This window comes from Candidatus Binataceae bacterium (assembly GCA_035294265.1).
In the GTDB taxonomy this organism is placed as follows: Bacteria; Desulfobacterota; Binatia; order Binatales; family Binataceae; genus DATGLK01.
On sequence record DATGLK010000060.1, the window covers coordinates 1 to 23,781 of the forward strand.

Consider the following 23,781-nt stretch of genomic DNA (forward strand, 5'->3'; position numbering starts at 1 on the left):
CGCCAAATACCGGTTGGGGATGCGCGAGGAGGAGGATGATTTGGACGGCGAAGACGGGGCCGACGAGCCCTTGGGAATTCCCTTTCTTAATCACTTGGCACTGTTGCGCAACGCCTTTTGGGAGGGACGCGGCCAGGCCCAGCAGGTCTCCGATGCTTTCAGTCGCCAACTCGAGCGCCAATATCTGCAAGGCCAAACACCGGCGGGACCGTTCCTGGAGGCCCTCAAAGCGCAGAGTCAGGCTCGGCTGGACAAGTTTGTTACCCAGGCCCAGGCACTGGGATTGTCAAACGACATGCTTCAATGGCGGCAGCTTCGCTTCGGGGCAGGCGAGGAATTCGAAGAAGCCGATACCATTTTGCCGCCCATTGAGTTGGAAGTGCCTGTCAACAACGAGCGGATGAAGGCCAGGCTGCACGGCACCTTGAGAGTATCCGCGACGTGGAATCGCACCTATTCCGCCCTGGCCGGCAAAAGCTTGCACACCAAGGACTTCTTGGAGGGTGCACTGGGCGCGATTGCGCTGGCTGCGGCGGGCCAACCGGTCGCCGTCAGCTTCGACATCATCGTGGTGGGATTCGATCAAGGAAACCGGCCGGTCAACGGGCGGCGCACGATCGCGCTCCCTCAGCCATCGGCCGCGCGCGAATACTTGAGCACGCTAGTCCACGATCTACTCTTCGGTGACAAGCATTACTTCTTTCCCATCGAGGCGGTGGCAAAGATCGCGGGCAAACAGGGGCTGGCTCCGTCCGACATGGTCGAGCTGATCGAAGAGGTACGGCAAAGCGACCGCACGCGCGCACCCATCAGTTCCGATCGCGGCCCGCTGCGCCAGGTGCGGGAGGCTCCCGCGCCACCTGCCGACACCATCCCGGGCCTGATCCAGCGCCGCTTCGGTCCACTGCTGACAATCTTCCGAGGCGAGGAGGACGGGGAGTGAAGACCAGCTACTTCCCACCTGCACCGCTACGAGAGCTGGCACTGGATCGGCACGCCGTAATCGAAGCCAGCGCCGGTACTGGAAAGACCTACACCATGGCCCATCTGGCGATCGCGCTGATCCTGGCCGGTACCCCGGTGGAGGAGATCCTGGCCGTCACTTTCACCAACCGCGCGACGGCAGAGCTGCGTGGGCGTATCCGCGGCTTGCTGGAGCAACTTTACCGCGGAGGATCTCCCTTCGCGGCGTCGCCCGAGGACTGCCCGGTCGCATTGGATGAGATCGCGGCCCGCCGCCTGCGGCTGGCGTTGTTCAATTTCGATCGCGCCCCCGTCATGACCATCCACGCCTTCTGCCAGCGAGTGTTGAGTGATTTCTCCTTGGAGTGCGATGTAGGTCTGAATTGGGAGGTCGGCGACGGCCGTCTGGCCTTCCACCGCGCGCTGCGGACGGCGATGCGAACGGAATTGGGTGCCGGGCGGGCACGCGCTCTGATGGAAAATTGGCTGGCGTTACCCGGCCAGCCGGGGCAAACCCGCGTTGACAAGCTGGAAAATCTGCTGTTCGCGGCCTATCGCTTGCGTTATTCGAACCAACCTGGACCAGCGGCGGGAGCCGCGGCCAGCCTGGAGCGCGAGATGGTCGAGGCTTTGCTGCCCGCCGTCATGGTCAGGCTGGAAGCGGACAAGCGCCGCCTGGGGCAGATTGATTACGAGGATTTGCTGCGCCAACTCTGGAAAGGGCTGGAGGGACCTGGCGGGGCGCGCCTGACCGAAGCCCTGCGAAAGCGTTATCGCTATGCGCTGGTAGATGAGTTTCAGGACACCGATGATCTCCAATGGAGCATCCTGCAGCGCATCTTCGTTAACTCGCGGACGGGCAACGTCCTGATGGTGGTGGGCGATCCCAAGCAGGCGATCTACGCTTTTCGCGGCGCCGATGTCCACACCTATCTACGCGCCCGCCCCTTGATCCTGGGCCAGGACCAACCGCTCAAGCTGACGACCAATTATCGCTCCACACCGGATCTGGTCGCAGCCTTCAATCTCATCTTCGATGCGCAAGCCAAGCCTCCGCTGTTGTCCGGAGCGATCGGCTACGAACCAGCGCAAGCCGCGCTGCCGCCGATTGTTCTGGTCGAAGAGGGCAAGGCCGCTCCGGCCCCGGTAATTGTCATGCAGGTGGTGGGCGAACGTGTCCCTGTCTCCCAGGCTCGCGCTGCGCTGGGGCGCGCCATCGCGACCACTCTGCGCGAGAGCATCCAGGCCGGTCGCCTGCAACTAGTCGAACGCAATCAAACCCAGCCGCGGGCGATACGTCTGGCCGACGTTTTTATTCTGACTCGAACCTGGAAGGAAGCTGACGAGGTCGCCGGCCACTTGCGCGAGGCTGGGGTCCCCTACGTTTTCTACAAGCAGGACAAGCTATTCGAAACCGATGAAGCGCGCGCCCTGCTCGATGTCTTGCGCGCGATCCAGGCCCCCGAGCAGCGCTCACGCCGCCTGCGCGCCTGGGGCTCTCCCTTTTTCGGCCTCGAATTCGATCATCTGGCGGCGCTGGGCGAGGTCCCACCGGGCGACCCACTTTATCAACGCCTGTATGACTGGCGCGCATTGGCGCAGCGCGAGCAGTGGGCCGAATTGTTCGTCAGCCTGACCCATCGCAGCGGCTTGGTTGGGCGCGCGCTGTTCGAACCGGATTCGGCACGCGTGCTGAGCAACTATCGACAGCTAAGCGAGATCCTACTCAACGCGGTTCTCCGCGAGCGGCTGTCGCTGCCGGAGTTGGTCGGCCGCCTGGCCGACTACGTGTGCGGGCGCGCGGTGCCGCCGGGCGAAAACGCCGACGCGCAGCGCGTCGCGAACGACAGCGACGCGGTCCAGATAATGACTGTTCACATGAGCAAGGGACTGGAGGCAGCAGCGGTATTTCTGTTCGGCGGATTGAGCGCCAATCGCAGTGCCCCCGAGATCGTGACCTATCATGAGAACGACGAGCGCCGAGTCGCTATCAGGCAGGAACTGCCGAAGGGAGCAAGGCCGTGGGCCGAGGAAGAGGAACAGGAAGAGCGCCGAATGCTCTATGTGGCCCTTACCCGCGCCCGCGCGCGATTATATCTGCCGCTGCTGCCAGGCAAGACGCTTAAGCAGGGGGTTACGGGCTTTTACAAGCCGCTCAACCAGCGGCTGGAAGATATCGTGACGTCGGTTTACTCCGGCCGCGACCAGCCTCACGAAAGCCGACGGCTGCTCGCCGTGGAACGAATCAGCGCGGACAACGGCTGGACCGCCGAGGACAGCGCACAGAGGCAGGCCCGGATGGTCGCGACCTGGATACCTCCACCTCAACTCCTGTACGCCTCCGACGGCCCACCTCCCGCCTATTATGAGCATCTGCGCCGCGCCCACGGCGGACTCGCGATGCGCTCTTACAGCCAGATGGCGGGAATGCAAGTGAAGGCCTGGAATAATGTGGAGGTCGAGGATCTGAAGCTGGCGACATCGGCTCCCGATGACGACAGTCTGATGGGCGGGCGAATGGTCGGAATCATGCTCCACGAGATTCTGCAGCGTGCGGATTTTGCCCTGGTGCGCGAGAGCGCCTCGGCTGGCGCTTGGCTGGCCCATACCGCAGTCAGAAGTTTGTTCGAGGATGCGATGGAGCGGTGGGGAGTACGCGATCCACGCTGGCTGGAGCAGGGGGCGGAGATGGTTTTTCACGCGCTTGCCACCCGCCTCGAACTACCGGGAGCACGCATGCTGCCACCACTGTGCGAATTGCGCGCGCGCCGCGAGATGGAGTTTGTCTTTCCCATCCCCGAACCTGAGCATGCCTTGTTGGGCAATCCGCACGGCTCGGGCTGGCGTGTCGAGCGGGGCTACTTCAAGGGCTTTGTCGATCTGATCTTCGAGCATGAGGGGCAGGTCTATTTCGCCGACTGGAAGAGCGATCATCTGGCAAGCTACGAGCCCGCCGCGCTGGCCGCCCACGTCAACCGCCATTACAGCCTGCAGGCCATGATCTATACCGTGGGCGTGTTGCGCTGGCTGGGAGTGCGCGAAAAGCGCACCTACGAACAGCGCTTCGGCGGCCTACTCTACCTGTTTTTGCGCGCCCGCAGCTACGATCAAGGTCAGGGTCTGTTTTTTTATCGCCCTAGCTGGAACGAGGTCTGCGCCTACGAAACCGAGTTGCAACGCGCGGGGTAACCTCTCCAATGTTCAGTGGGTTGGCAATGCACACAGGCGGCGGAAGTGATCGACGGAGACCATCGCGCAAATCTGGGGTTCTATCTTCGCCGCTGGCGAAGTAATGGCTCGAAAATCGCGGGGGCAACAGGAGACCGGGGCCGACGCTCCCACCTGGCGCTGCTATGGGCGCAATTCATACAACACCGCGAAGTCGTCTTCCACCGGCAGGTGGATAAAAGCGCTGAAGCCGGCGGCCGTCGCCAACTCCCGCGCCTTGACCTCACCCATCGCCACCCCGATACCCGCACCATCGTGTGCCAGCGAGGTCGTCATACAGTACAATGTACTCATCGAATAGCCGATCTTACCCAGGCGACCGATATTATCTTGCGGCTCGCCGGAGAGCTTGATTTCCTGCATCAGGTAGCTGCCCGCGGGCTTGAGGGCCTGGCGGATAGCCCGCATCAGCCCCAGCGGGTCAACCGAATCGTGGACCACGTCGAAGGTGGTTATCAAGTCGAAGGTCGCCGCGGGCAGATGGCTGCCATCGTCGAGCTCGAAGCTGGCACGATCGTTCACGCCTGCCGCAGCGGCGTTTTGACGAGCCCGTTCCAGCGAGGGGGCATGAACGTCGTAACCGATCACGCGGGCTTTGGGAAAGCCCCGCGCAATCATGATCGCGGCATGGCCCCCGCCGCAGCCCACATCGGCGGCCAGCCCGCCGGCTTGCAGCGCAGCCATTGCGCCCGGCACTGCGGCCAGCCACTTGCTCAAGAGCTTATGGCGGTAGCGCACGCGCGAGTTGCGTTCGACCGCTTCGTAAAACCAGGGCGGATATTCCGTTTGGGCCACTCCGCCCCCGTTCTTGAAGGCTTCGGCGACCCTGGGCGCGACACTGGCCGCGCCCTGCACCAGGGCAAAATAGGCACCTACGAATAATGGCGAATTCTCGTCGGCCAACACCGTGGCGTATTCGGGGGTCAGCCAGTAGGTGTGGTCGGCGGGCCGGTATTGCGCATAGCCAGCGGCGACCATCGCGCCCAGCCATTCGCGAGCGTAGCGCGGGTTGATTTCGCAGCGCGCCGCCAGTTGCTCCACCGTCAGCTCGCCGTCGTCAGCCAGGACCTTGAACAAGCCCAGCCGATCGCCGATAAAGCACAGCGCCCCCAGCGCCATGCCGCTGACGTCACCCATCACCTGTTCGGCTGCGTCTTTGGCTTTCTTTAGATCTACGACCGGGGCCTGGGATGGCATCAAGTCGCCTCCTTCACTCCGTTAACTCAGCGATCGCCGGGGGTGAAACCGTCGCCGCCAGAGAAAAAGCGCGGCACGATGAAGGCATACACACCGTTGGTATCGCGCTCGCCAGTATAAATTTCGCCCTCGGCGGGATTGATCGCGATGCTGGATGGATGCGGTGCACGCGTTCCCTTGAGAATGGCGTGCGGCGGAACGTCACCGTTGTCGGTCAAGTACCAGACCCCCACGAAGCCCAACGGCCCACCGATCAGATTGGGCGGCCCTTTACATCCGGGTTTAGGCAGATAGCCGCTGCGATCATAGGGTCGGATGTACTCGCCGCCTACGCCCACCGCGCGCGAGATAGCCGCGTAAATCTTGCCTTGGTAAAGCGCCAGATGCCACGGGCTGCTGATCCCGGTGTGCGGCCCTGCGATTACCGCCCGTGGAGCCACGTTGCCGTTATCGGTGCGATTGAAGATGTACAGGCCGCCCTGGTGATCCCAGGTGTAGAGCCCGCGGTCGGCCGCTGCCACAATCAGGTTGCGTTGCGGATCGACCCCCACGCCGACCACGGTTTTCATGCCGGTTTTGGGCCCCTGGATAACCCTCAAGGGGGGTGTATCGCCATTGGCATCCCAGGGAAAGACCAGGATCGCGCTACTCACGTCATCGGCGACGATCAATTCCTTGTGCACATCGTCGACCACTTCCTGATAGGGCCGATGCAACTGGGTATGCGGACCTTGCAGCACCCGAATCGGCGCCACCTGACCATCTGCGCCGCCCGGAAAGGTCAGAATCGCCGCGGCCAGCGGTTCGCTGGCGATAATTTCATCGCGCCCTGGGTCGTAGGTAATACCATGCGCCGCGCGCGTAATCTTGGTTTTTTGTCCCTGGATAATCCGCAGGGGCTCGCTGTTCCCACTTGCCAACCTGGCAAACGCCGCGATCCGCGGATCGCTCACTCAATTGGGCACCAGCAATTCTTGGCGGCGGGTATCGAAGGCCATCGCCATCGGATTGCCAAATCCGGCCACCGGCGTGCCCGCCGGGGCGTTGCGAATGATCCGCTTGGGCGCCACGTCGCCGTTGGCGCCAGCATCGAAGACCAGACCGGTATGTCCGAAGTTGGCCACCCACAACTCATGATTGACCGGATCGAACGCCACTCCCATGGGAATGGTGATGCCGGTTTTGGGCCCTTCGAGCTGGCGCAGTGGAGCAACGTCGCCGGAAGCGGTACGGCGGTAGATGGTGACCGAAGCGCCCGCCATGTTGGCAACCGCGATTTCATCCCCCGCAACCGACACCCCGGCAGGCCAATTGAGTTGAGTCTTGGGTCCTGAGATGACTCGCAGCGGCTTGGCATCGCCTTGCGCGTCGGCGGCGAAAACCTCCACCGAAGGCGGCTGATAATGGCCCCCACCCTGGTAGTCGGGATCCCAGGCGCCGCGTGCCCAGTTGCCATGATTGGTCACCACCACTTCGTCGTGGGCGTCATCCCAGAACAAGCCATGCGGATCGGCCAGTCCGGTGCGCTCCCCGCGCACTTCACGCAACGGCGGCGCGGCGCCAGTGGCACCCAATTTGAAAAATACGATCTGGTCGTCCTGTTCGACCGTGATCGCTTCCTGACCCAGCTTGAAGCTGAGGCCCAGGCCGTAGACCTCATGGGGCGTGGCCAGAGTACGCGCCGGATAGTTGCCGTTGGCGCTGTAAGGAAAAGAAGCGATATCGTCGCCGACATCGTTCTCACCGGCGTAGATAGTTTTATGCCGAGGATCCAAGGCAACCCCGCAGGCAAACGACAAATAGGTCGCAGGTCCCAGGATCTGCCGCAGCGGCGGCGTAATCGCGCCGGAGTGGGCCGAACCCGCGGTGCGGGGATAAACCAGTAGGCTCTTGAGATTGGTGTCGCTGAACAGAACGATGTTGTTGACAGGATCAACCGCGACGCCGTTGAATTCGGGATAGGGATCGGCCAAGTTGCGGCACGGGGGGATGTCGCCGCCGGGGATACCCGCAGCGATTTTTTCAAACAGCGCCGCCGCCTGCGCCATCGTAGGCTGGCCAGTCCCCGCCTTCTTATCGCCGTGTTGGGCCGCGTGCGCGCCCGTGCCGGTCAACGCCAGCAGCGACGACCCCATTAGCAGCGCTATTACTGCGCAGCTTAACTTCCGCGCTTGATTTGTGTTCCGCACCACGTTCCTCCCCAGAGTTAACGGCAAGTAAACGTCACACTTGGCTGGATTTACCCAGAAAATAGCACAGCGCCGAGGCGCGACCCAGCACCGGTTGGCTTTACCGCATCGGCATTTGGCTGGAGTACCGGCGCGACAGGGGCGCTGCGGCTTGACTTCATCTCCTCGACCTAGCGTAATGCGCGCAAGAGAGCTGGCGCCGATAGCGGCGGCTTTCAAGGAGACCCCGATGAAGCTCTACAATAGCGTCACTGCCCCCAATCCCCGCCGTGTACGCATCTTTTTGGCGGAAAAAAATATCCAGGTGCCCACCGTTGACATGGACTTGAGTAAGGGCGCCAGCCGCACTCCGGAATTTCTGGCGATCAATCCGATGGGAGGCGTGCCGGTGCTAGAGCTGGACGACGGCACCAACATCGCCGAGACGGTAGCGATCTGCCGCTACTTCGAGGAAACCCATCCGCAGCCCGCGCTCTTCGGCCGCGGCGCCAAGAACATGGCAGTCGTGGAAATGTGGCAGCGGCGCACCGAGCTCTACATCTTCGAAACCATCACCAACATCTTTCGCAACCAGAGCGATTTCTTCAAAGGCCGCGTACATCAGGTGCCCGAGTATGGCGAAGTCGAGCGCGGCCATCTGATGCCGCGGCTGCAATGGCTGGACCGAGAACTGGCCCAACGCCGTTTCATCGCCGGCGACGAATACTCGATTGCCGACATCACCTTGACCGTGGCCTTGATGCTGGCCCCGCGAGCCAATGTCGCGATCGACCCCAAGCTGACCCATCTCAACCGTTGGTTTGCCGAGATGGCGCAGCGCCCCAGCTTCAAGGCCTAGCAGCAACCGTATTCAGAACCGCGCCAAAGGGGGAGAGAGGGCTAAGGTCGAGGTTGTGATTAGGGGGGTGTGTTAATGAACGTTGGATATTGCACATCCGCCAGCCCCACCAGGGATGGTAGCGCTGGCCGCGCGCCTATCGATAAAGATTCGATCGCTCTCTAACTGCTGTCCCGCGCCCGCAGGCGATGGGGCGCGGTGAAACGCGCGTGGCCGTAATCACAGTCAGGTTGGGCCGCCGGGCGATATACGCTCGTGAGCGGCGCGTCAGCGCGCGACGATCCGCTGCTTGCACGCGACCACCGCGGCCATATCGACCTCCACCGGTCCGTATCGCACGCCCCAGCGCATCGCATTGCGCGCATAGCGGGCTATCCGGGCGCTAGCGACCATGGTTTTGGTGGGGGTGCAGCCGGCGTTGACGCAGGCGCCAGCGAGCTGGTTGCGCTCGATAAGCGCGACTCACCAGCCGTGAACGACCAGCTTATAGGCGAGCGGATTACCACCCTGTCCTGGGCCGACCACAATGGCGGCGTATGCGGCCATCCTGCCTATTCTCCTGAAAAAGGTTTGCTCTAGGCTCAAACTTTAATGGTAACCCGATCGAGGCAGCGCGGTGAAGCTGGGCCCCGATCAGGCGAAAAAGGTTTGAAACTCGACTCATCGGCGCGGCTTCCGGATACTTGAGGACGCATGAGCCTGGATAATTTGCCCCAGCCCTCAGTACACAGTGGCCCCAAGCCAATGTCCTACTTCGTGGTGCCTCTGATCGTTGGCTGTGCCCTATTCATGGAGATGCTGGATTCCACGGTGATCGTGACCGCACTGCCTGCGATGGCGCGCTCGCTGCACGAAAACCCGATCACCCTGAACCTGGCGATTACCGCCTACCTGATGAGCTTGGGGGTGTTTATCCCGATCAGCGGCTGGGTAGCCGATCGCTTCGGCGCGCGCAAAGTCTTTCGCTGCGCCATCGTTCTGTTCACCTTGGGCTCGATGTTATGCGGGATGTCGCAGTCCTTGCCCGAGTTGGTGGTGTTCCGCGTCATGCAGGGCTTTGGCGGCGCCATGATGACGCCGGTAGGACGGCTAGTGGTGCTGCGCAGCGTGCAAAAGGCCGACCTGGTACAAGCGATGTCCTACCTCACCGTACCCTCGATGCTGGGGCCGGTGGTGGGACCGCCGGTGGGAGGCTTTATCGTCACCTACTACTCCTGGCGCTGGATTTTCTATATCAACGTACCGATCTGCATCCTGGGCCTAATCCTGGTCACGTTGTTTATCGACGACCTACCGCCCACCGTGGTCCCCCGCCTAGATATCCGCGGCTTCCTGCTGACCGGCGTGGGACTGGCCGGATTGAGTTTCGGATTTGAGACCGTGGGTCGCGGCGTGGTCGCGCCTTGGCTGATCGGGCTTGCTATGGCGGCCGGCTTGCTCTTGACTGCGCTCTACGTGCGTCACGCCCGACGGGTCAAGGACCCGATCGTATCGCTGGCCTTGTTGGCGATACCAACCTTTCAGGCCGCCAACACCGGCGGCAGCTTGTTTCGGATGGGCATGGGCGCGATGCCCTTTCTGCTCGCCCTGCTGCTGCAAATCGCCTTCGGCTTGAGTCCGTTTTTGTCCGGGCTACTGATTTTCGCCAACGCCAGCGGCGCCTTCCTGATGAAATTTAGCGTCCATCCAGTAGTGCGCGCGTTCGGCTTTCGCCCGGTGCTGATCGTTAACGGCTTGCTCAGCGCGATCTCCATCGGCGTTTGCGCCCTGTTCACCAGCACGACGCCGCACAGCGTCATCGCCGTGGTATTGCTGCTCGGCGGATTTTTCCAATCACTTCAATTCACCAGCCTCAATGCGCTGTGCTATGCCGATGTCCCCTCACGCCTGACCAGCCACGCCTCCACCTTCGCCACCATGGCGCAGCAGTTGTCCTTCAGCTTCGGGGTTGCCCTGGCCGCGATGATTCTGCACCTTGGCCTGAGCCTGCACGGCCGCACGGTCCTGAGCGTGCATGAGATCGCGCCAGCATTGCTGCTGATCTCGCTTTTACCGCTGGTCGCGGTGTTGCTCTTCGTACCACTGGCGGCTGATGCCGGACACGAAGTCAGTGGCCGGCGCCAACCGGCGGTTTTAGAAACCGCCGCTAGCCTGGAATAGAGCCGCCCGGCTCCTGCCCGAGTTACAGGACGAGATTGCAAGTCGCGGCGTAAATGCTCTGGTTCACAGCGGTGCGGCCGACGCGTTAGCTCAGGGGGGGTTACCCGCCAACGCGCCGGCCCACGCCGCGCGAATGACACCCCCACGAACTTCGCGCGGCTTCCTCGGCTGCCCTACGCCCCAGCCTGCCGCTTCATCTCCCAAGGGAGATGGGAGTTCTAACGGCCATGGCCACGGCCGAAAACCCCATCGTGCCAATTTATTAGCGCAATCTGGGTTCGTTGGCTAATGAAAAATTTTGCTCAAAACGCCAATTTTGCATTAGAGAGCTTAATTTATCGCGGGGCCGGCAAAGGCCCCAAAACCCCTTCCAGCGCGAGCCCCAGCCCCAGTAGCTGAGCGTCGCCGCCGGGCAACCCCTCCAACTCCATCCCGACTGGCATCTGGTCGGAGGTAAGCCCCACCGGGAGATTGAGCCCCGGAGTGCCGAACATTCCGCTAGGCACGGTGTTGCGAATCAGGCGGCCCTGGGCCGGCCGCGCGATTGGGTGGGTGACAAAGGGCACAGTCGGAAACAGCAAGGCATCCAGCCGGTTGAGCTCAAAGACCCGGCGGTAGGCGTTGCCGATCGTGTCATAGAGTTCGCGCGCACGGACCAACAGCGCCGAGGACCGAGGCTCGTCGCGCGCTGCAAGTAAGACCTTAACGTCGGGGCTGGCTACCTGCGCCACCACCTCCGCTAGCGAGAGCTGGGGATGGTTAGCGGCAAGAAAATCCGTGAGATCCTGGCTGGACTCGCACGACAGGGTCCAGAAGGCGTCGCTGGCGGCCACCAGCAAATCGTTCATGTCAACGTCGACGAACGTTACCCCGGCCCGGCCAAGGCGGCCGAGTGCACGCTCGATGACGCTGTCGATCTGGGAATCGATCTCGCGCCAGTAGAAGCCGCGTGGCAGCCCCAGCCGCAGACCCGCCAAGCGCGCCGGGGACGGCAGCGGCCGGCTGGTAATGACGCTATCGAGCAGGGCCACCTCGGCCACCGTGCGCGCCATCGGGCCGATCGTATCAAAGCGCAGGGTCAGCGGTACCACCCCTTGAGCTGAGTAGGCTTTACGGCCGCGTGCGGTGGAGGGGCGCAAGCCCGCGATGCCGCATACTGCCGCCGGCATCCGCACCGAACCGGCCGTGTCCGTGCCCAGCCCGGCGGGCACAACCCGGGCCGCGATCGCGGCGGCCGTCCCGCCGCTGGAGCCGCCGGGCACCCGGTCGGGGTCATAGGGATTCTTGACGAAGCCGAAAGTCGGGTTGGAGGAGGTTCCGCCCAAAGCCAGCTCGTGCATGTTGGCCTTGGCGAAGACCAGCGCCCCCGCTTGGAGTAGCGCTTGGACCACCGGCGCATCGCTCGCGGGGCGATAACCCTTGAGGCTGGGCGTGCCAGCGGAAGTGGCAAAGCCGACAGTATCAATATTGTCCTTGATGATAATCGGCAGTCCGGCCAGGGGTCCCAGCGGCAAACCCTGTTCGCGCCTGCGGTCAACGGCGCGCGCCTGCTCAAGCAGGCGTGCCCGATCGATCCAGGTAACCAGATTGAGGACCTGATAGCGATCCAGCCGCTCGAGCAGTTGGGCGGCGTACTCCTCGGCGCGAAGGCTACCGGCCCGAATCCTGGCCGCGACTTGGATCGCGCTGAGATTCCAGACTTCTTGGGCCGCTTGAGCGGCTGCATGGTTGGGCATCGTTGTCGTCCTTGCTGAGACAGTCAGGCAAGCTTAGTCGGCGAAACCCCGTTTGCCAAAGACAATAAGCGTGGCGAGCGTTAGCCCAATACAGGCTCTAGTAATTGCCGCGAAGCTCGAAGGCTGGTGTGCCTTACGGTCGCTAGCACAGGCAGGAGCTCCCGCGCCACTGAATCTCAGCGGGTGATGACGGCGGGCGTCTCGTCGTGAAAGTTATTGGGTGGTGCGCTCGCCCAGGTCCACGCGCATACGCTGCCAGGCCGCACGCAGATCCTCCACCGAGCCCTCATCTTCGATGGTAGAAATATCGCCGGGATCGCGGTTGAGAACCACCGCCTTGAGGACCCTGCGCATGATCTTGCCGCTACGGGTCTTGGGCAGCATAGCGACAAAATTGATCGGGCCCAGGACTGCCACCGCTCCCAGTTTATTGCGCACGGTCTGCCGCAATTCGCGTTCCAGAGCGATGGAAGGCTCGAAACCGGGCTTGAGCGCGACAAACGCGGCGATCAATTCCCCGCGCAGATCGTCGGGTTGTCCAGTCACTCCGGATTCCGCTACCGCGGAATGTTCCAAAAAGGCGGTTTCGACCTCCACCGTGCCGATCCGATGGCCGGCCACCTTGATGATGTCGTCGGCCCGCCCGCTGAACCAGACGTATCCGTCCTCATCGATATGGGCCGCGTCGCCGGTGAAATAGACCCCCGGGATGCGTTCCCAATAGTCGCGGGCGTAGCGTTGGGGATCGTTCCAGATCGTAGCCGTCAAGCCGGGAAAGGGTCGCTTGATTACCAAAATACCCTTTTCGTTGGGGGCGCATCGCTCGCCCTCCACAGTGCGCACTTCGACCTCGAAGCCGGGCAAGGCAATACCGGCTGAACCGGGCTTAATGGGTAACAGATGCAGCCCGTAGGGATTGCCTACTACCGGCCCGCCAGTTTCGGTCTGCCACCAATGGTCCATGACCGGAACCCGGTCCTCGAACACGTCTCGCTGCAACCATTGCCAGGCCGGAACGTTGAGCGCTTCGCCCGCGCAAAAGATGCGTTGAACCGACTCCAGATCAAACCCACGCGCCGGTTCCAGCCCGGCTCGCATAAGCATTCGCACCGCGGTGGGAGCGGTGAAGAGTGCAGTGACGCGGTTGTGGGCGATCAGACGATAGAAGGTCTGCGGCCCGGGATGATCCAGCGCGCCCTCAAATGCGACGGTGGTACAACCAATCAGTAGCGGCGCATAAACGATAAAGCTGTGGCCCACGACCCACCCAATGTCGGACATCGCCCACCACACATCCTCGGGCTTGAGGCCGTAACACCACGCCGCCGTGCTGCGAATCCCGACCTGGTAGGCGCCATGGCTATGGACCGCCAGCTTGGGAGACGCGGTGGTGCCCGAGGTGGGTAGCACATAGGCCGGTTCGTTAGCCTCCATCGCAACCCAGTCGCTGGAATGGCCCTCGCCCTGGGCTATGAACTCCGCCCAACTCTGGTCGCGCCCGGGCCGGAGATCAGGCGGGGTTTCGGCACGCGACAGAAGGACGATTTTCCGCACTGGGCAGTTGGGTTCGCGCAAGGATTCCTTGACGATCCGCCACAGATCCACCATTTGCCCCTTTCGCATGGTGGTGTCGGCGGCCAACAGAATTTTGGCGTCAGCCAGGCGGCAGCGCTCGGCCAGAGCGCTACTGCCGAAGCCGGCGAAGACCACCAGGTGAATGGCGCCGATGCGGGTGATAGCCAACATCGCCACGATCGCCTCGGGCATCGTAGGCATGTAGATCGCGACTCGATCGCCGACTTTGACTCCCGCTGCTCGCAACGCGGCCGCCACTTTCTTCACCTCATAAAGCAGTTGGGCGTAGGTCAGCACGCGGCGGGTGCCGCTTTCATGCTCGGCAATCAGGGCGGCGTGGCCGCCGCGCCCGCGCGCGACTTGCAGGTCCAGACAATTATAGGAAAGGTTGGTGGTGGCACCGCTAAACCAGCGAAAGGCGGGCGGCTGCGGCTCGAAGACCCGGTCCCAGCTCCGCCACCAATGTACCGCCTGGGCAGCCTCGGCCCAAAACCGCTCGCTATCGACGGCGGCCTGCTGCCACCGCTTGATGATCGGACTAACGACATCCATTGCGCCGCGCCTCACATTGGGGCCTGGACAGCGGTAAGTTGTGGTTCGCCTGGCTGCGCCGCCGCGCCCGCTCCAGGCGACCCTACGCAGCTTCAGTTCGCGACCGTGCCCTCGACCAACGGACAAGCTTGATTGGTGCGGCGAGCCGAACATTTGCGCAGCAGCACCTTCAGCTGAGTGCGTAGACTCTCCAAGGCCTGGATTTTTTGGTCAACCTCGCGCAAGTGATGGCGGGCCAAGTCCTGTACCCGGTCGCATTGCGCGCCACCCTGATTAGTGAGCTGCATGAGTTCGCGAATTTGCCGCAAGGTCATCCCAAAAGCCTGCGCCCGCTGCAAAAACTGCAGCAACTCCACGGTATCTTCACGATAGACCCGGTAACCGTTGGGCATCCGCGAGGAAGGAGGAAGAATCTTGTGCCGCTCGTAGTAACGAATCGCCGAGGTCCGAAGACCGGCCTTGCGCGCGACCTTCCCGATGGTCAATTGGTCCATTTCCGCAACGCTCCCCTGGATGGTCGACCCTGTAAGATAAAACCTTAAATTAATCTTAAGGGTCAACCCCTGACCGCAGGCGCGGTAACGACCTTCAGCCCACCTATTTCGTACCTGGCAGAATGCGAAAAAGCCCCGTCACGCAATTACTGTGCAGGCTCCAGCAGTCAGCGCGTCGAGCTTCTTAAGCGGCCCGGGTCAGATTGGCGAAGATTTCGTTCCCCTTCGAGCTGGAACCGGCGCCGGCCGCGCCGGTTGCCCGACGCATTCAACCGGCGACGGTAGGAGGTTGATTGATTTGGGTCCAGAAATGTCGCAGGACTTTGAGGCTTTCACTGAATTGATCGAAGTCCATGGCTTTGACCACGTAAGCGTTGACACCCAGATTGTAACAACTCTCGACATCCGGCCGCTCGCCCGAGGAGGTGAACATGATAATTGGAATAGTGCGAAAATCAGGGTCCTGTTTGAGCCGACGTAGGACCTCGATCCCAGTGAGTCGAGGCATTTTGATGTCGAGCAGGATAGCCAGCGGGTTGGCGCGTTGACGATTGGCAAACTGCCCCCGGCGATAGAGGAAATCCAAGACCTGCACGCCATCATCGACGAATACCAAATCGCAGTCAGCCTCGCTTTCGGCCAACACCATCTGCATCAGCGCCTGATCGTTGGCGCTGTCCTCGGCGCTTAAAATATATCCAGTCCTGCGCATGCTCATCTGTGGCCCTCTTGATTCCCTGCCGCGGTGCCGCGCGTCTCCGCGACCGTGTGCCGATGCGTCCTGCCAATACCGCGCGTCTCAGCTTGCGGACGAAGCCGGGATTTCGACAACAACCGTGTTAGCGAAAGCCCCCTCAAACCGGCACTGCTGGACGTCCATAAATATCACGCACGGCCAATTAAGTGCAAGGTCAAATTGAATGCTTAAAGCAGGCAGCCCCGAGTTGAAAAGCATGGCACGCGCCGGCGCGCATACTTGGCAAAAGCTAGTGAGACTGGCGGCGTCAAGGCTTCTGATTTCCCAGCGCAGCACCGAAGGCAGCCAGACCGTGACGCGCCAACTCGATGTCGCGACCCTGGGTGGGACCGGTTACTCCAATGCCCGCCACTGTGCGTCCCTCCACCTGAACCACAATTCCCCCAGGCAGAGCGGTAAAGAGCTCGTCGCCGTAGTAAGCGATATCAATCTGGCGGCGCACGATTTCAGCGTGAAAGTCCTGAGTGTCGCGATCCATCACCGCGGCGGTATGGGCCTTACGCAGCGAGGCGCGCATCCAACGCGGCCGGCACCCTTCCATGCGCTGCGCCGCGACTAGGTCACCGTGGTCGTCAGTAATCGCGATGGCGACCACAAAGCCGGCGGCTATCGCAGCCGCGCGAATCGCATCGATCGCAGCCCGCGCCGCCTGCTCCAAATCTATCATCAGCTTCCTCTTCGAGGGTTGGAACGATTCAACGTAAAGCCCACCTGCCAATCCTCTCCTCGCAAAAACGACCGAAACAAAAGCCGGTTAGAACTTTGCTCTCATCTCTTCTTTGAGAACTTCGCGCCAGGGGCCAGTCAGCTCGACCACCAAGTCCACAGGGCGCACGTCGCGATAAGTAACCGGATCGACCCCGCGCGGGGCTTCTCCTCGTTCCACTGCGGCAACCGCCTCCAGTAACAGTTGGCGCATAACCGCAATCGCGCGGTCGCTACTGCCTAGATGCTCCTTGGAGCGGTCGACTATGGGCCCCATCCCTTCCTGCACCGCGAAGTCCTGGGTGTTGATGCCCTCGATTCCGGTAAAGGTGCGGGTCTTTTGCGCCTGACGATCGATCATGAAGTTGTTGGCCAGATTGCGCTTGAGTTCGAACGTGCCTGGAATCAGATCCTCGGGAGCACGGCCAAATTGTTGTTCGGTGGCCAGCACGAATTCGCGGCTGAGCGGAATCTCGGGGTTGTAGGCGTACATCCAGTTGTAAACCGCGGTAGTGTAGTCGTCGAGCGGCACCCAGATATGGCCATTGAGGGTGGGAATTTCCTCAAGTCCACCCCCTCGCCAGGCCGAGACTCGCCCGCGCATCTGCTGCGCCGGCATCACATAGTGATAAGCCCGAACATAGTGGCGCGAACCGGCCTTACGGATCCCAGCATAGGTGTAGCCGTAATCGGTGCGCTCGACTTCCAGCCGGGGTGCGGTATCGGCACTGCGCAAGGCGCCGTGGTCACCCAGCCGGTTGTTATGCAGAAAGGAGGAATGGGAGGTGTCCAAGCCACCTTCAAGTGCCTGCAACCAGTTGCAATGCTCAATGGTTTTAGAGACGCAGCGATGGCTGGCCGGTGCCCGTACCAATTCGTAGTCAGGCGGCGCTGGCATCAGCTCGGGCGGTCCCATATAAGCCCACACCATCCCTGCGCCCTCCCAAACCGGGTAGGCGGTGATGGTTACCTTGTCTTTGAAATTGCTTTCGGGTGGCTCCGAGGGCATGTCCACGCAAGCCCCGGTGCGATCGAATTTCCAACCGTGATAAACGCAGCGTAAACCGCAATTCTCGTTACGGCCGAAAAATAGCGGCGCGCGCCGATGGGGGCAATAAGCCTCCAGCAGCCCGACTTTGCCCTCGCTGTCACGAAAAGCGATCAAATCTTCCCCCAGCATCCGCACCCGCACCGGCGCACCGTCGGGCTCGGGCAGCTCCTCAGATAGCGCGGCGGGCAGCCAGTAACGACGCAAAAGACGGCCCATCGGAGTGCCCGCCCCGACCCGGGTCAGGCGTTCGTTTTCTTCCGGCTTCAGCATGGTGCTCTCCGCAGATTCGCCCCGGCTTTCAGTTTTGCCAGGGATCGATGGTGACGTGAATAGCCTGCGCCGGGGCCTTCTCGCCGCCTACCAGGCGCAAGGCTTCATCGACTCCGCCCAGTCCGAATTCGTGGGTGGACATCGCTTCCAGGGGGACCCGGTTCTGAGTCATCAATTGCAGGGCCAACTCGACGGCGTGGAAACTGTGGCCGCGGGCGCCGCGCAGGGTCAGCCGCTTGCGGCTGACGGTGTCGAGATCGAAGCCGTCCAACGGCCGTTGCTTGCCGGCCGCCGCGATCAAGCGGCCACGCTTGCGCAACAACTCAATCCCGCCATTGATAACTTCGCGCGCACCGCCCGAGGAGACGTCCAACACCAGGTCGGCCATCTCACCCCCAGTCAGCTCCTCGACTCGCGGGCGCAGCGGCTCGCGGTCGACCACCACGACATGATCGGCGCCCAGCTGGCGGGCAACTTCCAAGCGATGCTCGTCGCGTGCCAAGCCGCTTACGATCACCATGCGTGCCCCGGCGACTTTGGCCGCGACCACGCAGGCCAGCCCCTGCTGGCCGGGCCCCTGCACCACAACTACCTGTCCCGGGCCCGCCCCGCCGTCGAGGTAGGCCCATTGGAAGCCGTTGCCCAAGGGCAAGGCCATCGCGGCCAAGCGGGGCGATACCCCGGCGGGAACCTTGTGCAACACCGCGCGCGGATGCAGAAATTGGAATTGGCTGTAGCCGCCCCACAGCGCGGGCCAGACCGTGGTTGAGGTCGAGCCGTAGCGCAGCGCGTTTTTGCTCTTTAAATCGGTCTCGGCACAGGCCCGATACTCCCCCGAGCGGCAATCCGCGCAATGGCCGCATGGTAAATATTCTTCCAGCGCCACCAGGTCGCCTTCCTGCACGCCCCAACGATCGCGCGCCAACGGTCCCAAAGCTTCGATGGTCCCTACGTTCTCATGGCCCAGGATGCGTGGAGCGCGGCTGGGGTCGGCATACATCGGAACGTCGCTGCCACAAATTCCCGCCTTGACCACCCGCAACAGTCCGCCGTCGGGCGGGATCTCGGGTAGCGGAAATTGGCGCAACTCGGTAGCTTTGGCCGCGATTTGCACGGCCGCAAGGCTGGTAGTCATAACTGGAGAAATTACCACACGAGCCATGGCACGAGTCCAGCGCCCGGGGCCGACTATTGGCTTGGCACGCTGGCGCCATGCCAGCATGGAGGGCTGATAACTCGCCCACCCTGGAGGCCCAGATCATGTGGGATCGCAGCATGTGCGCGCAGATTGCCACGGCTTTGATCGTGGTCACCGACCCAATCGGCAACCTGCCCATTTTCATCAGCCTGACCAGCCATCACACCATCAGCGAGCGCAAGCATGCCGTCAATATCGCCGTGCTCACCGCCGCCCTGACCCTGATTATCTCGGTCTATCTGGGCGAGCCGGTCCTGGCCATGTTCGGCATCAGCGTTGCTTCCTTTCGGGTCGCCGGCGGCATTATCGTGATGTTAATGGCGATCGCGATGCTGCAGGCGCGGCCCAGCGAGGTGCGTTATGCCCCAGGCGAGGCCGATGAAGCGGCCCACCGCGCCGCCATCGCGGTGGTCCCGTTGGGCATCCCACTGATCGCGGGGCCGGGCGCGATCAGCACGGTGATTATTTTTGCCCACCAATCCACTAGCTGGCTGGATCTCGCCTTTTTGACCGCGACCAGCCTGGTAGTGAGTGGCTTGATGTGGTTTGCGTTACGGTTAGCCACGCCGATCCGAAAACTGCTGGGGCTGACTGGAATCAACGTCGTGACCCGCTTGATGGGGCTGATTCTGACCGCGGTCGCGGTCGAGTTCATCACCGGCGGCCTAGGCGAGCTTCTGCCCGGCCTAACCCGGATCCGGTAGTGCGCCCCCTATTCTCCGCATCCTGCTCGCCGCTCCGGTCTGCGCCGCTGGACCATCTTTGGGCTTGAGTCCCTGGAGCATTTCGATGATATCGTGGCCCGTAGCGGCGCGCGTTCATCGGGCGCGCGTCCGAGAGGAGAGCGGGCGAGATGATGACACCTGCGGAAAACGACCTGCTGACGCGCGTCGGACCGGGCACCCTGATGGGAGATTTTCTACGCGAATACTGGTTGCCCGCGGTACGTGCGGCCAAGCTGGAGCCCGACGGCGCGCCAGTGCGGGTGCGTCTGATGGGTGAGGATTTCGTCGCCTTTCGCGCAAGTGACGGCCGAGTCGGCTTTTTCGACGAGGGCTGTCCCCATCGCTGTACCTCGCTGGCCCTGGCACGTAACGAATACAACGCGCTTACTTGCATCTTCCACGGCTGGAAAATCGATGTATCGGGCAAGGTGGTGGAGGTGCCCTCCGAACCGCCCGAGCGGCGCGCCGAATTTGCGGCCAAGGTGCGGGTGCGCCATTATCCGGTGCGCGAGGCCGGCGGAGTGATCTGGGTCTATCTGGGCCGGCAACAACCGCCGCACTTTTACAATTGGGAATGGCACGCGTTGCCCTCCGAGCACGCGCGACCCCGGCGGGCGGTCATGCATTGCAACTGGTTTCAAGGGCTGGAGGCGGTCCTGGACTCCGCCCATGTGGGCTTCCTCCATCGCGCCTACCAGGTCAAGGCGGGCGGAGAATTGCGCTTTGCCGGCGCCAATCCGGCCCCAGTCTTCGAGCTGGAGCCCAAACCCTACGGCTTTCGCGAGGCCGCCCTGCGCGATTTGGGCGACGGCACCATCTACGCCCGCATCCGCGAAGTCGTGTTGCCGCTGTTCGCGTTCATCCCCTCCTATCCGGGCGGACGGCTGCTGATGATCTGCTCGATCCCGATCGACGACGAATGGAACGCGCAGTGGTACATGTTCCACCATCCCGACACGCCGATGACCGAAGAGCCGCGCGATTTGTACAACAGCTCGGGCGATCCGGACAACTTCTGCTCCGACATGGGCAGTATCGACAACCTCTGGCATCAGGACCGCGCCCGCATGAAAGAAGGGCATTGGAGCGGGATCAAGAGCTTCACCTACGAGGATTTTGTCTGCGAAGAGGCGATGGGCCCGATCGTCGATCGCTCGCGCGAGTACCTGGGTAGTAGCGATTCGATCATTATCCGGGTACGCCGCCAGGTGCTGGCAGCGGCGCGCGAGTTCCGCCAAAGCGGCAAGCTGGCCTTCGGCCACGGCGACCCCAACGTCGATTTCAGCCAGGTGCGCGGCTTGGCGATCCGCTATCCCAAGGGTATGGACTGGCGCCGGATCAGCGCCTTCGCGGTCCCGCCCGAGCTGGTCGAGCTGACCGCGCCCGACATTCGCACCTTCCTGACCATGGGCTAAGAGAGCGCGATTTTTTTAACGCAAGTGAGGACGCGCGCGCGTCGATAATGGGCAGGGGCGTGCGTCGCCACGAATGGCGCCGCGTCAGTCGCGGGCGGCAGCGGCAGCCGGATGCATTTCGGCTGGTGCCGGCTGCAAGTCCCTGAGCGGACGAATTAACGCGGTAGCGATCAGCCCCACCGCGATCAGCACGCCGGCCAGATCGAAGACCAATGCATAGCTGCCCGTATAATCGTAAATCTTACCGGAAATGACCGGTGCGCTGGATTGGCATAAGGTCGAGCCAAGGAAGCTCAGCACTCCCAGTAGGGTGCCCAACGCCCGCGGCCCCATCGTGTTGACCACGATCAGCGAAGTGAAGTTGCCCAAGCCGCCGGCGTTGGCATAGCAGACCATGAAGATCACCATCAGGACCCAGCCCACGGCGCTGGGATGGGTCAGGCGCAGACAGAACAGCCCCAGACCAAAGGTGATGAACCCCACGACCATGGTCGAACGTGGTCCGAAGCGATCAGCTAGCCATCCGTTGAACAGGAATCCGACGATGGCGAACCCCCCTTGCAGCCCCAACAGCGAATCCGCCACCCGTTCGCTGAACCCGGTACCGACCAGGTAGGCGACCAGATGAATTCGGAAGAGATCCCAGGCGAGAATGATCGACATATGCATGATCGCGATTGCTAAGAAGGCGCCGGAGAGCAAAGCCGTGCGCGCCGACACGCCGTCTAATTCCTCGCCCGCTTGCACACTCATCTCGCCCGGGGGATGACGGCGTATCCAAGCCAATACCATCGGCAATGCGATCAGCAGGCTGGGAACCACCGTCCAGCGCATCACCGTGCGCCAGCCGTAATTGGGCAGGAGATGGGCGGCGACCAGGGGGAAGAGCGGGTAGCCGACCGAAATTCCGCTGACCGCGAGCCCCAAGGCCAAGCCGCGGCGGTGTTTGAACCAGGCCAGCACCACCACCCAGATGGGGACCAGGGTGCAGGCGGCCAGGCCGATACCCACCAGTGCAAAAGCCAGGCAAAGCGTGTTCAACGAACCAACGCGGCTGCCGAGCAGGTAACCCAAGTCGGTGATGACGATACCGGCGGCCATCAGCCAGTGGACCTCCATCCGGTCCAGCAACCAACCTGCGGCGGGAGCTCCCACTCCCATCGCGACGGCCATCGCGGCGGCCACTAGGGACACCTGGCTACGGCCGGCATGGAATTCCCGCGCCAAAGGAAGCAGGTAGATGCCGATGGCGTTTATCGCGGGCGAGAACACCAAAATGATGACCGCCCATACGCTGGCCATCAGCCGCAAGCGTGCGCGCGTCAATTCCCGCATCGCCGGCACGATACTCGCTTCGAAGTTCCTAAGCTGGCTTTAGCCGGGGTTCATGGCCGCGGCCGGCACACGCAAACGGCCGGTGGGATTGAGCGCGGCGGCAAGCTGTTCTCCATAAGCCACCTGCCAATCGCGTTCGCGATCGAGCACGAAATGACCACCGCGCGCGCCCAGCGCCACCTCGGGATCGTCCACGCCAGGCGGCATTTGACCGTGCTCGCGCAGAGCCGACGCGGCTTCGAGCATACGGCGGCGGGTCTGGATAATCATCACGTCACTGTGGCCCAGGTGCTCGAAGGCATGGCCGGTGATCGGCCCCATGCTTTCGGTCACGGCCTGGTCCTGAAGCATGATTCCCTTGATCCCGGAGAAGCTGCGCGTGCGCTGGACCTCGCGATCGATGAGATAGTCGTTGGCGGAATTGGCAGCCAGGCGAGCACGCCCATACCAATCGCTGCTGTCGGGAAGATAGTCCAGCGCCAACTCGGTGCCGGCGGCGGCGCCGTTGCGCTGCAGATTCGGCCACCAACTCTTCTTCCACACCCAGGTCACAACCATGGTGTGAGTGTCATCCATCGGCACCCAGGCTCGAGTAAAGAGGAAATTGTCGAGCTGGCCGGTGGGAATCATGGTCCAAAAAGGAAATACGAACTGACCGAAGCGCCAGTAGATGGCGTCATCGACGCGTCGCTGAGCGCCATAGGTCGTGCCCCAAGGCGCGCGGGCGACGTGGAGTTCAGCGCTGCGGTTGGCGACTTTGAATCGGGTATCGCCCTCGTGGGGTCCAACCTGGGAGGGGTCCAATCCGCCAAGGTGCAGGAAGCTTACGTGAGTGGTGTCGAGGTCGCCCTCCAGCGCCTGCATGTAATTGCATTCGCGCTGGGTCAAACTGATGGTCATCTCCTCCGCCGGCATCAGCAGCGCTTCCATCAAGGGCAGCGGCGGCGCCGGCGTGCGCTGGCCCATGTAAACCCACACCACACCATTGCGTTCGGCGACCTGGTAGGCGCGTGCGCGCACCTTGCTTTTGTAATCGTATTCGGGCGGAACGTTGGGCATGTCCACGCAATTGCCCGCGACATCGAACTTCCAGCCATGGTAGACGCAGCGCAAGCCGTCGTGTTCGTTACGCCCGAAGAAGAGCGAGGCGCATCGATGGGGGCAGCGATGGTCCATCGCGCCGACTCTGCCCGAGCTGTCGCGAAAGGCAATTAGCTTCTCCCCCAGCAACATCAGGCGCCGGGGCGCGCCGTCAGCGGGCAATTCGCTGGACAGCGCGGCGGGCAGCCAGTATTGGCGCATCAGCGCGCCCATCGGCATGCCGGGGCCCACGGCGGTCAGGGTCTCGAAATCATGCGAACTTGCCATCGCTTGAATCCTTCACGGCCGCAGG

The 23,781-nt window shown here is 62.4% G+C and carries 19 protein-coding genes; 6 read left to right on the forward strand and 13 right to left on the reverse strand.

Annotated features, from left to right (window positions below):
- The coding region (locus VKV28_10240) for a hypothetical protein (GenBank protein HLH77173.1) at positions 1-943 on the forward strand (943 nt) is incomplete at its 5' end.
- A complete protein-coding gene (locus VKV28_10245) occupies positions 940-4,152 on the forward strand; it encodes a UvrD-helicase domain-containing protein (GenBank protein HLH77174.1) in 3,213 nt (1,070 codons plus the stop codon). The genes VKV28_10240 and VKV28_10245, both read left to right, overlap by 4 nt.
- A gap of 162 nt (positions 4,153-4,314) precedes the next feature.
- Here VKV28_10245 and VKV28_10250 read toward each other — a convergent pair whose 3' ends face one another.
- Genes VKV28_10250 through VKV28_10260 form a run of 3 tightly spaced genes read right to left on the reverse strand, consistent with a single transcriptional unit; the run spans position 4,315 to position 7,523 of the window.
- Positions 4,315-5,388 (reverse strand): class I SAM-dependent methyltransferase, encoded by a 1,074-nt coding sequence (locus tag VKV28_10250; protein ID HLH77175.1) that lies wholly within the window; start codon positions 5,386-5,388, stop codon positions 4,315-4,317.
- Positions 5,389-5,414: 26 nt separating this feature from the next.
- Positions 5,415-6,341, reverse strand: coding sequence for a hypothetical protein (locus VKV28_10255; GenBank protein ID HLH77176.1), 927 nt, complete (start codon positions 6,339-6,341; stop codon positions 5,415-5,417).
- Positions 6,342-7,523: a hypothetical protein gene (locus VKV28_10260; protein HLH77177.1), complete on the reverse strand. Its 1,182-nt coding sequence runs from the start codon at positions 7,521-7,523 to the stop codon at positions 6,342-6,344. It abuts the gene before it with no gap.
- 283 nt (positions 7,524-7,806) lie between these two features.
- On the opposite strand from VKV28_10260, the gene VKV28_10265 reads away from it, so the two are divergent.
- Entirely contained in the window at positions 7,807-8,415 is a 609-nt protein-coding gene (locus VKV28_10265; GenBank protein HLH77178.1) for a glutathione S-transferase family protein, read from the forward strand.
- 267 nt (positions 8,416-8,682) lie between these two features.
- Here VKV28_10265 and VKV28_10270 read toward each other — a convergent pair whose 3' ends face one another.
- Positions 8,683-8,808: a hypothetical protein gene (locus VKV28_10270; GenBank protein HLH77179.1), complete on the reverse strand. Its 126-nt coding sequence runs from the start codon at positions 8,806-8,808 to the stop codon at positions 8,683-8,685.
- Between the two features lie 300 nt (positions 8,809-9,108).
- On the opposite strand from VKV28_10270, the gene VKV28_10275 reads away from it, so the two are divergent.
- Positions 9,109-10,575, forward strand: coding sequence for an MFS transporter (locus VKV28_10275; protein ID HLH77180.1), 1,467 nt, complete (start codon positions 9,109-9,111; stop codon positions 10,573-10,575).
- A gap of 335 nt (positions 10,576-10,910) precedes the next feature.
- Here the strand turns inward: VKV28_10275 and VKV28_10280 are convergent, their stop codons facing one another.
- The 7 genes from VKV28_10280 to VKV28_10310 form a co-directional block, all read right to left on the reverse strand.
- Positions 10,911-12,311, reverse strand: coding sequence for an amidase family protein (locus tag VKV28_10280; GenBank protein ID HLH77181.1), 1,401 nt, complete (start codon positions 12,309-12,311; stop codon positions 10,911-10,913).
- Positions 12,312-12,524: 213 nt separating this feature from the next.
- A complete protein-coding gene (locus VKV28_10285) occupies positions 12,525-14,438 on the reverse strand; it encodes an acetate--CoA ligase (protein HLH77182.1) in 1,914 nt (637 codons plus the stop codon).
- A gap of 92 nt (positions 14,439-14,530) precedes the next feature.
- Positions 14,531-14,932 (reverse strand): MerR family transcriptional regulator, encoded by a 402-nt coding sequence (locus VKV28_10290; GenBank protein HLH77183.1) that lies wholly within the window; start codon positions 14,930-14,932, stop codon positions 14,531-14,533.
- A 268-nt stretch (positions 14,933-15,200) separates the two neighbouring features.
- Entirely contained in the window at positions 15,201-15,650 is a 450-nt protein-coding gene (locus VKV28_10295) for a response regulator (GenBank protein HLH77184.1), read from the reverse strand.
- A gap of 286 nt (positions 15,651-15,936) precedes the next feature.
- On the reverse strand, positions 15,937-16,356 hold the full coding sequence (locus VKV28_10300) for a heme-binding protein (GenBank protein ID HLH77185.1): 420 nt from the start codon (positions 16,354-16,356) through the stop codon (positions 15,937-15,939).
- An 87-nt stretch (positions 16,357-16,443) separates the two neighbouring features.
- Positions 16,444-17,715 (reverse strand): Rieske 2Fe-2S domain-containing protein, encoded by a 1,272-nt coding sequence (locus tag VKV28_10305; protein ID HLH77186.1) that lies wholly within the window; start codon positions 17,713-17,715, stop codon positions 16,444-16,446.
- Positions 17,716-17,743: 28 nt separating this feature from the next.
- Positions 17,744-18,850, reverse strand: coding sequence for an alcohol dehydrogenase catalytic domain-containing protein (locus VKV28_10310; GenBank protein ID HLH77187.1), 1,107 nt, complete (start codon positions 18,848-18,850; stop codon positions 17,744-17,746).
- A gap of 77 nt (positions 18,851-18,927) precedes the next feature.
- On the opposite strand from VKV28_10310, the gene VKV28_10315 reads away from it, so the two are divergent.
- A complete protein-coding gene (locus VKV28_10315) occupies positions 18,928-19,617 on the forward strand; it encodes a MarC family protein (GenBank protein HLH77188.1) in 690 nt (229 codons plus the stop codon).
- Between the two features lie 149 nt (positions 19,618-19,766).
- Positions 19,767-21,053: a Rieske 2Fe-2S domain-containing protein gene (locus tag VKV28_10320; protein ID HLH77189.1), complete on the forward strand. Its 1,287-nt coding sequence runs from the start codon at positions 19,767-19,769 to the stop codon at positions 21,051-21,053.
- Between the two features lie 84 nt (positions 21,054-21,137).
- Here VKV28_10320 and VKV28_10325 read toward each other — a convergent pair whose 3' ends face one another.
- Positions 21,138-22,388 carry an MFS transporter gene (locus VKV28_10325; protein ID HLH77190.1) on the reverse strand — a complete coding sequence of 417 codons (1,251 nt, stop codon included), beginning with the start codon at positions 22,386-22,388 and terminating at the stop codon, positions 21,138-21,140.
- Positions 22,389-22,427: 39 nt separating this feature from the next.
- Complete coding sequence (locus VKV28_10330; GenBank protein HLH77191.1) at positions 22,428-23,756, reverse strand: Rieske 2Fe-2S domain-containing protein; 1,329 nt, start codon at positions 23,754-23,756, stop codon at positions 22,428-22,430.
- Positions 23,757-23,781 lie beyond the last annotated feature (25 nt).

Coding starts and splice junctions, on each gene's coding strand:
- VKV28_10275 (HLH77180.1), top strand. CDS start 9,109: ATGAGCCTGGATAATTTGCCCCAGCCCTCAGTACACAGTGGCCCCAAG.
- VKV28_10330 (HLH77191.1), bottom strand. CDS start 23,756: ATGGCAAGTTCGCATGATTTCGAGACCCTGACCGCCGTGGGCCCCGGC.
- VKV28_10315 (HLH77188.1), top strand. CDS start 18,928: ATGCCAGCATGGAGGGCTGATAACTCGCCCACCCTGGAGGCCCAGATC.
- VKV28_10265 (HLH77178.1), top strand. CDS start 7,807: ATGAAGCTCTACAATAGCGTCACTGCCCCCAATCCCCGCCGTGTACGC.
- VKV28_10325 (HLH77190.1), bottom strand. CDS start 22,388: ATGCGGGAATTGACGCGCGCACGCTTGCGGCTGATGGCCAGCGTATGG.
- VKV28_10290 (HLH77183.1), bottom strand. CDS start 14,932: ATGGACCAATTGACCATCGGGAAGGTCGCGCGCAAGGCCGGTCTTCGG.
- VKV28_10300 (HLH77185.1), bottom strand. CDS start 16,356: ATGATAGATTTGGAGCAGGCGGCGCGGGCTGCGATCGATGCGATTCGC.
- VKV28_10285 (HLH77182.1), bottom strand. CDS start 14,438: ATGGATGTCGTTAGTCCGATCATCAAGCGGTGGCAGCAGGCCGCCGTC.
- VKV28_10305 (HLH77186.1), bottom strand. CDS start 17,715: ATGCTGAAGCCGGAAGAAAACGAACGCCTGACCCGGGTCGGGGCGGGC.
- VKV28_10250 (HLH77175.1), bottom strand. CDS start 5,388: ATGCCATCCCAGGCCCCGGTCGTAGATCTAAAGAAAGCCAAAGACGCA.
- VKV28_10260 (HLH77177.1), bottom strand. CDS start 7,523: ATGGGGTCGTCGCTGCTGGCGTTGACCGGCACGGGCGCGCACGCGGCC.
- VKV28_10270 (HLH77179.1), bottom strand. CDS start 8,808: ATGGTCGCTAGCGCCCGGATAGCCCGCTATGCGCGCAATGCGATGCGC.
- VKV28_10310 (HLH77187.1), bottom strand. CDS start 18,850: ATGACTACCAGCCTTGCGGCCGTGCAAATCGCGGCCAAAGCTACCGAG.
- VKV28_10320 (HLH77189.1), top strand. CDS start 19,767: ATGATGACACCTGCGGAAAACGACCTGCTGACGCGCGTCGGACCGGGC.
- VKV28_10280 (HLH77181.1), bottom strand. CDS start 12,311: ATGCCCAACCATGCAGCCGCTCAAGCGGCCCAAGAAGTCTGGAATCTC.
- VKV28_10295 (HLH77184.1), bottom strand. CDS start 15,650: ATGAGCATGCGCAGGACTGGATATATTTTAAGCGCCGAGGACAGCGCC.